Here is a 6,000-nt window from a genome sequence, read left to right as displayed (position 1 = left end):
CGATATCGCTGGCGCGAACCACCACGAAAGCGCAAGTTTCAGTCCATGCCAAAGCTATCTTAGCGCCTATGCCTCAAGGGGGGAGATCGGATGTCGCCTCTGCTTTCGCCAATGGCCGACGTTGCAGGACTAACGCAACGGCAAAGCTGTTGATCTCCCCCCTTGCGGGGGAGATGTCCGGCAGGACAGAGGGGGGTGTGAAGGATCGCTACGCGCGGAATCCGACGATTGTCCCTTCGTCCCTACCCGACGATGGCAAACGCTTCGCGCATCTTGCCCGACGCGGTCTTGACTGGTTTCTGGCCGATCCACTGCACGTGCCGGCCAAGCGTGGCGGCGGCCGATTCGGTATTGCCCTGCCGCAGCGCGCTCAGGATCGCGCGATGATCCTGGTCGGTGCGGATTTCCCATTCCGAGCGCCATGCGGCGAACAGGAAGCGGGCGCTTGCGGCGTGCAAATCGTCGATGGTGGCGATGAGCCGCGGCATGCCGCAGGGCGCCAGGATCAGCCGGTGGAAGGTGCGGTTGGCCTCCTCCCAAGAGCGGACATCGCGGGATTTGTCGCCGGCCTTTGTGGCTTCTTCGGCAAGATTGAGAATGGAAGCCGTCAGATGCGGCGCGGCATGGCGCAGCGCCAGCACTTCGAGGGCTGCCCGCATTTCGGCGACTTCCCTTACCTCGCCGAGATCGAAAGCGGCGACGCGCACGCCCCGCCTGGGCTCACTGACCGCCAGCCCTTGCGCCTCCAGGCGCCGGAAGGCTTCGCGCACCGGGACATGGCTGGTCTGGAATTCCTCGGCGATGTGATCCTGCCGCAACCGGGCTCCCGGCTCGATCGCGCCCGATATGATGCGATCCGCCAGCACCTTGCTGATGCGCACGGCGATGGTGTCGTCTCCGGTCTTTGCCATGTTTTATAGATAATTTGCGCCGCAACCGATTGTCGAGCGGTGATTGCCCGATTTTGCATGCAAACTTGCTTGGCGCCAGGCGCGTGTCAGTTCACCCGGCTGATGCAGAAGTCGATGACGTCGATCAGCGCCGATTTCTGCGGCGTCGCCTCCAGCGGCGCCAGCGCGTCGCGGGCGATCTCGCCGAAATGGCGGGCGCGGCCGATGGTGTCGGCAATGGCGCCATGGCGGGTCATCAGGCCGATCGCCTTTTCCAGGCCGGCATCGTCGGTGACATTGTCCTCGATGGCGCGCTTCCAGAAGGTGCGCTCGGCCTTGGTGCCGCGCCGGTAGGCGAGGATGACCGGCAGCGTAACCTTGCCTTCGCGGAAATCGTCGCCGACATTCTTGCCCAGCTCCTGGCTGGAGCCGCCATAATCCAGCGCATCGTCGATGAGCTGGAAGGCAAGGCCGAGATTCATGCCGTAGGAGCGCAATGCGGCGCGATCGTTGCGCGTCGCCGATGCGATGACCGGACCGACCTCGGCGGCAGCCGAGAACAGCGCCGCGGTCTTGGCCTTGATGACGGCGAAATGCTCGTCCTCGGTGGTATCCAGGTTCTTGGCTGCCGCCAGCTGCATCACCTCGCCCTCGGCGATGATCGAGGCGGCGCTGGACAGGATATCGAGCGCTTCCAGCGAACCGACATCGACCATCATGCGAAAAGCCTGGCCGAGCAGGAAATCGCCGACCAGCACGCTCGCCTGGTTGCCCCAGATCATGCGGGCAGTCTTTTTGCCGCGCCGCATGCCGCTCTCGTCGACCACGTCGTCATGGAGCAGCGTGGCGGTGTGCATGAACTCGACCGCGGTGGCGAGCTTGACGTGGCCCTCGCCGGAATAGCCGAACATCTGGGCCGCCGCGAGCGTCAGCATGGGACGCAGCCTTTTGCCGCCCGACGAGATCAGATGATTGGCGACCTCCGGGATCATCTCGACGTCGGAGCCGGCCTTGGACAGGATCAGTTTGTTGACGCGCCCCATATCGGCTGCTGTCAGGTCGATGAGATCCTTGATGGAGGCGGGTTCCCGCTTCCCGTTTTCGATGTTGAGAACGACACCCACCAACAAACACTCCCGTCTTTGATCACGCGTGCGACGGCACCCTGGTCCCGCCTGGGACTCTAGGGCGGCACATACGGGCACGGCAAGAGGCGAATTGGCGCGGCTGCGGTGACGGCGTGTCAACCTTAGCGACCGCATGCCGTTGCCCGAAAACCGCTCCACACTTTCGGCGCCATGCTCCAGCGTTTACATCAACGCTGCAACCTGCGAACTTCGTCCGATGATAGAACTCGTGCGCACCAACGATGCCGTGATCATCTCCTTCGTCGAATCGCTGATGCGCGATGCCGGGATCGCCTGCTTCGTCGCCGACCAGAACATGAGCATTCTCGAAGGGTCGATCGGTCTTTTGCAGAAGCGCGTGATGGTCGATGCCGACCAGGCCGATCAGGCGCGGCGCATCTTGAAAGACGCCGGCATCGAGAACGAAATCCGCCAGACATAATGGCTGAAGCGAGCGCGCTTACCAGCGATACGCCGGCCCATACGGTCGATGCCTTCCATCGCGGCCGCTTCTGGCTGGTCCAGCCCAGGACAGGGCATCGCGCCGGGATGGATGCCATGATGCTGGCGGCAGCAGTTTCATCCGGCTTTTCTGGACGCCTCGCCGATTTCGGCGCCGGCGCCGGTGCGGCGGGTCTTGCCGTGCTGTCGCGCTGCCCAGAGGCGCAGGTCGTGCTCGTCGAACGGTCGACCGAGATGGCAGGCTTCGCCACAACCACGCTCGCCCATCCCGGCAATGCGCATCTCGGCAATCGCGCCTCGGTGCTGACCGCCGACGTCACGCTGTCGGGCCGGGCGCGGACGCAAGCCGGCCTTGCCGACAATTCCTTCGATTTCGTCATCATGAACCCGCCCTTCAACGCGGCGCAGGACCGCGCCACGCCAGATCCGCTGCGGCGGCAAGCGCATGTCATGGACGACGGGCTGTTCGAGAGCTGGATCCGAAGTGCGGCTGCCGTCGCCAAGCCGCGCGGGGGCCTGGCCGTCATTGCGCGGCCGGAACAGCTTGGCGACCTCCTCCATGCGCTGTCGGGCCGCTTCGGCGACGCCGAGATGCTGGCCGTGCATCCGCGCCCGGAAGCAGCCGCAATCCGCATTGTCGTCAGGGCAGCGCTCGGCGCGCGCGGCAAGCTGTCGATCCGCCCGCCTTTGATGCTGCATGGGCAAACGGGCGACGGCCCGTCGGAACGAACCGAGATGATCAACAACGGACTGGCGTCGCTGTTTGGCGATTGATTTGGGCCCGTCAGTGTCGTTGCCGCAAAACCGGCACACAGTTGGCTGAGATGGATTGCAGCATTGCCGTTGACCGGCAAATCCCTACATGCGTTGAAGCCATTTGGAGACAGCCACCTCGTGAAACGCCTTTTCAACCGCCTGCTGCCGAAATCCTGGCGATCCAGCGTCGTCACCATTCCCGTCATCAGGCTGCATGGCACCATCATGGCCGGCGGCGGCCCGTTCCGGCCGAGCCTGTCCTTGGCGTCCACCGCCGCCCTCATCGAAAAGGCGTTCCTGTTCGATGCGCCCGCCGTCGCCATTTCGATCAATTCGCCTGGCGGCTCGCCGGTGCAGTCGCGGCTGATCTTCAAGCGCATCCGCGACCTCGCGGTCGAGAAGAACAAGAAGGTGCTGGTCTTCGTCGAGGATGTGGCGGCCTCGGGCGGCTACATGATCGCGGTCGCCGGCGACGAGATCTTTGCCGATCCGTCCTCCATCGTCGGTTCGATTGGTGTCGTCTCGGCCTCGTTCGGCTTTCCCGAACTGATGAAGAAGATCGGTGTCGAGCGCCGTGTCCACACCGCCGGCCAGAACAAGGCGGTGCTCGACCCGTTCAAGCCGGAGAAGAGGGAAGACGTCGAGCGCCTGAAGGCGCTGCAGCTGGAAGTGCACGAGACCTTCATCGACCTGGTCAGGGAACGCCGTGGCACCAAGCTGAAGGACGATCCGGACCTGTTCACCGGCCTGTTCTGGACCGGCAAGAAAGGGCTGGAGCTTGGCCTCGTCGATGCGTTGAGCGACATGCGCACGGTACTGAAAACCCGCTTCGGCGCGAAAACCCAGCTCAGGCTGGTCACCGCGCCGCGTGGCCTGTTTGGCCGCATCGGCCTGTTCGGCTCGAACTTTTCAGCGCCCGATATTGCCGCCGCCGCCGCAAGCGGCGTGATCGATGCGGCGGAAGAGCGCGCATTGTGGGCGCGCTTCGGGCTTTGAAAAAGCGGGGAAAGCGTCTAGCATAAGCGCTTGACAGTCTGCCTTGCCGTCTTGCGAGGGAGGAGCTTTGAAATGCCACAGATCATTTTCTTCGCAGTTGTCGGCGCAGCCGCTTATTTCGGCTACCGCACCTTCGTCCGCGAGGCCGAACGTGTGACCGCCAAGGTGCGGCGTACCGAAAAGCAGGCAGCCAACGGCACCAACGGCACGCTGGTCCAGGATCCCAAGACCGGCGAATACCGCCTGGCCAAGGACTGAGCATCATCCCGTCAGCAGCCGACAGTTTGGATGCCGCAGCCCGGACGTGGCTTGCGCCCGCCAAGATAAATCTGGCGCTGCACGTCACCGGCAGGCGCGCCGACGGCTACCATCTGCTCGAGAGTCTGGTCGTTTTCACCCGCTTCGGCGACAGGGTCGAGATCGAGCCTGCCGACGCCGACCGGTTCTCCGTATCGGGCCGTTACGCGACTTCCGTGCCGATCGACGACAGCAATCTGGTGGTGAAGGCGCGCGAGGCGCTGCGCAGGCAGGCCGGCCAGCAGCGCACGCCGCCGGTTGCCATCCGGCTGGAAAAGAACCTGCCGATCGCATCCGGCGTCGGCGGCGGCTCGAGCGACGCGGCGGCGGTATTGCAGGGTCTTGTCCGGACCTGGGGGCTCGACATCGGCGAGGCCGAACTGAGCCGGATCGGTCTCACGCTCGGCGCCGACGTGCCGATGTGTCTTGCGGCAAAACCGCTGGTTGCGCGTGGCGTCGGCGATGAGCTGTCGCCAATTGCGGATTTTCCTGCGCTGGCCTTGGTGCTGGTCAATCCCGGCGTCGCCGTCTCCACGCCCGATGTGTTCAATGCACTTGAAAAACGCGACAATGAAGGACTGCCGCCGCTGCCGCGCGGTTTCGATTTCCACGGCGTCCGCAATTGGCTGGAGATCACCCGCAACGATCTTGAGGAACCGGCGCAAGCAATACAGCCGCCCATCGGCAGAGCGCTTTCCCTGCTGAACAGGGCCGGATCTGGATTCTCGCGCATGTCGGGATCCGGCGCGACATGCTTCGGGCTGTTCGAGACCGGCAATGTCGCCAAGCGCGCCGCCGCCGAGATTCGCAGTCGCGAACCGGAGTGGTTTGTCGCCGCGACACGAAGCATCGCTTCGGAGGGGGCCGATGGCCAAAATTGACGAGAGCCGGCCGTTCATCCCGGTGCGCATCGCGGTGCTGACGGTGTCCGATACGCGCAGCCTTGCCGACGACAAATCCGGCCAGACGCTGGCTGATCGCATCGCCGAGGCCGGCCATGTCCTGGCCGCGCGCGACATCGTCACCGACGACCGGGAGAAAATCCGCGACAAGGTGCTGGGCTGGTCGCGCGACGAAGACATCGATGTCGTCATCACCACCGGCGGCACCGGTTTTACCGGCCGCGACGTGACGCCGGAGGCGCTGGAGCCGATCTTCGAGAAGCGCATGGATGGCTTTTCCGAAGTGTTCCACCGCATTTCCTACGACAAGATCGGCACCTCGACAGTGCAGAGCCGGGCGACGGGCGGCGTCGTCAACGCCACCTTCGTCTTCGTGCTGCCGGGCTCGCCCGGCGCCTGCAAGGACGCCTGGGACGGCATCCTGAAACCGCAGCTCGACTACCGCCACATGCCCTGCAACTTCGTCGAGATCATGCCGCGCCTGGACGAGCATTTGCGGCGCGGCAAGGCCGCCTCGTAAACCAAGGCAAAGCCGGCCAAGTGCTGCCTTTGTCAGGCAGAATGGCGGCT

The 6,000-nt window shown here is 64.3% G+C and carries 8 protein-coding genes; 6 read left to right on the top strand and 2 right to left on the bottom strand.

Annotation, left to right across the window (positions count from 1 at the left end; all coding sequences use genetic code 11):
* Nucleotides 1-242: 242 nt before the first annotated feature.
* Complete coding sequence (locus tag X756_RS156135; RefSeq protein WP_023729315.1) at nucleotides 243-911, bottom strand: GntR family transcriptional regulator; 669 nt, start codon at nucleotides 909-911, stop codon at nucleotides 243-245.
* An 86-nt stretch (nucleotides 912-997) separates the two neighbouring features.
* Nucleotides 998-2,014, bottom strand: coding sequence for a polyprenyl synthetase family protein (locus tag X756_RS156140; protein WP_023668471.1), 1,017 nt, complete (start codon nucleotides 2,012-2,014; stop codon nucleotides 998-1,000).
* A 220-nt stretch (nucleotides 2,015-2,234) separates the two neighbouring features.
* On the opposite strand from X756_RS156140, the gene X756_RS156145 reads away from it, so the two are divergent.
* From X756_RS156145 to moaB, 6 genes are all read left to right on the top strand, one after another.
* The gene (locus X756_RS156145) at nucleotides 2,235-2,459 is read left to right on the top strand and encodes a DUF2007 domain-containing protein (protein WP_023692106.1); all 225 of its coding nucleotides are present in this window, start codon (nucleotides 2,235-2,237) and stop codon (nucleotides 2,457-2,459) included.
* On the top strand, nucleotides 2,459-3,253 hold the full coding sequence (locus X756_RS156150) for a tRNA1(Val) (adenine(37)-N6)-methyltransferase (protein WP_031237996.1): 795 nt from the start codon (nucleotides 2,459-2,461) through the stop codon (nucleotides 3,251-3,253). Before X756_RS156145 ends, X756_RS156150 begins: the two co-directional genes overlap by 1 nt.
* A gap of 120 nt (nucleotides 3,254-3,373) precedes the next feature.
* Complete coding sequence (locus X756_RS156155) at nucleotides 3,374-4,231, top strand: S49 family peptidase (RefSeq protein ID WP_023668474.1); 858 nt, start codon at nucleotides 3,374-3,376, stop codon at nucleotides 4,229-4,231.
* Nucleotides 4,232-4,303: 72 nt separating this feature from the next.
* Nucleotides 4,304-4,489, top strand: a complete 186-nt coding sequence (locus X756_RS156160) for a membrane protein (RefSeq protein WP_023668475.1) — start codon at nucleotides 4,304-4,306, stop codon at nucleotides 4,487-4,489.
* A gap of 26 nt (nucleotides 4,490-4,515) precedes the next feature.
* A complete protein-coding gene (locus X756_RS156165; protein ID WP_023729314.1) occupies nucleotides 4,516-5,409 on the top strand; it encodes a 4-(cytidine 5'-diphospho)-2-C-methyl-D-erythritol kinase in 894 nt (297 codons plus the stop codon).
* Nucleotides 5,396-5,950, top strand: coding sequence for a molybdenum cofactor biosynthesis protein B (gene moaB, locus X756_RS156170; RefSeq protein WP_023729313.1), 555 nt, complete (start codon nucleotides 5,396-5,398; stop codon nucleotides 5,948-5,950). The genes X756_RS156165 and moaB overlap by 14 nt, the downstream gene beginning before the upstream one ends.
* Nucleotides 5,951-6,000: the final 50 nt, after the last annotated feature.

It is taken from the genome of Mesorhizobium sp. LNJC405B00 (assembly GCF_000502615.1).
GTDB lineage: Bacteria > Pseudomonadota > Alphaproteobacteria > Rhizobiales > Rhizobiaceae > Mesorhizobium.
This window is presented reverse-complemented; position numbering and strand designations above follow the sequence as displayed.

What these genes read in the sequence shown, in the direction of transcription:
- X756_RS156145 (WP_023692106.1), top strand. Translation starts at nt 2,235, where the DNA reads ATGATAGAACTCGTGCGCACCAACGATGCCGTGATCATCTCCTTCGTC.
- X756_RS156135 (WP_023729315.1), bottom strand. Translation starts at nt 911, where the DNA reads ATGGCAAAGACCGGAGACGACACCATCGCCGTGCGCATCAGCAAGGTG.
- moaB (WP_023729313.1), top strand. Translation starts at nt 5,396, where the DNA reads ATGGCCAAAATTGACGAGAGCCGGCCGTTCATCCCGGTGCGCATCGCG.
- X756_RS156150 (WP_031237996.1), top strand. Translation starts at nt 2,459, where the DNA reads ATGGCTGAAGCGAGCGCGCTTACCAGCGATACGCCGGCCCATACGGTC.
- X756_RS156160 (WP_023668475.1), top strand. Translation starts at nt 4,304, where the DNA reads ATGCCACAGATCATTTTCTTCGCAGTTGTCGGCGCAGCCGCTTATTTC.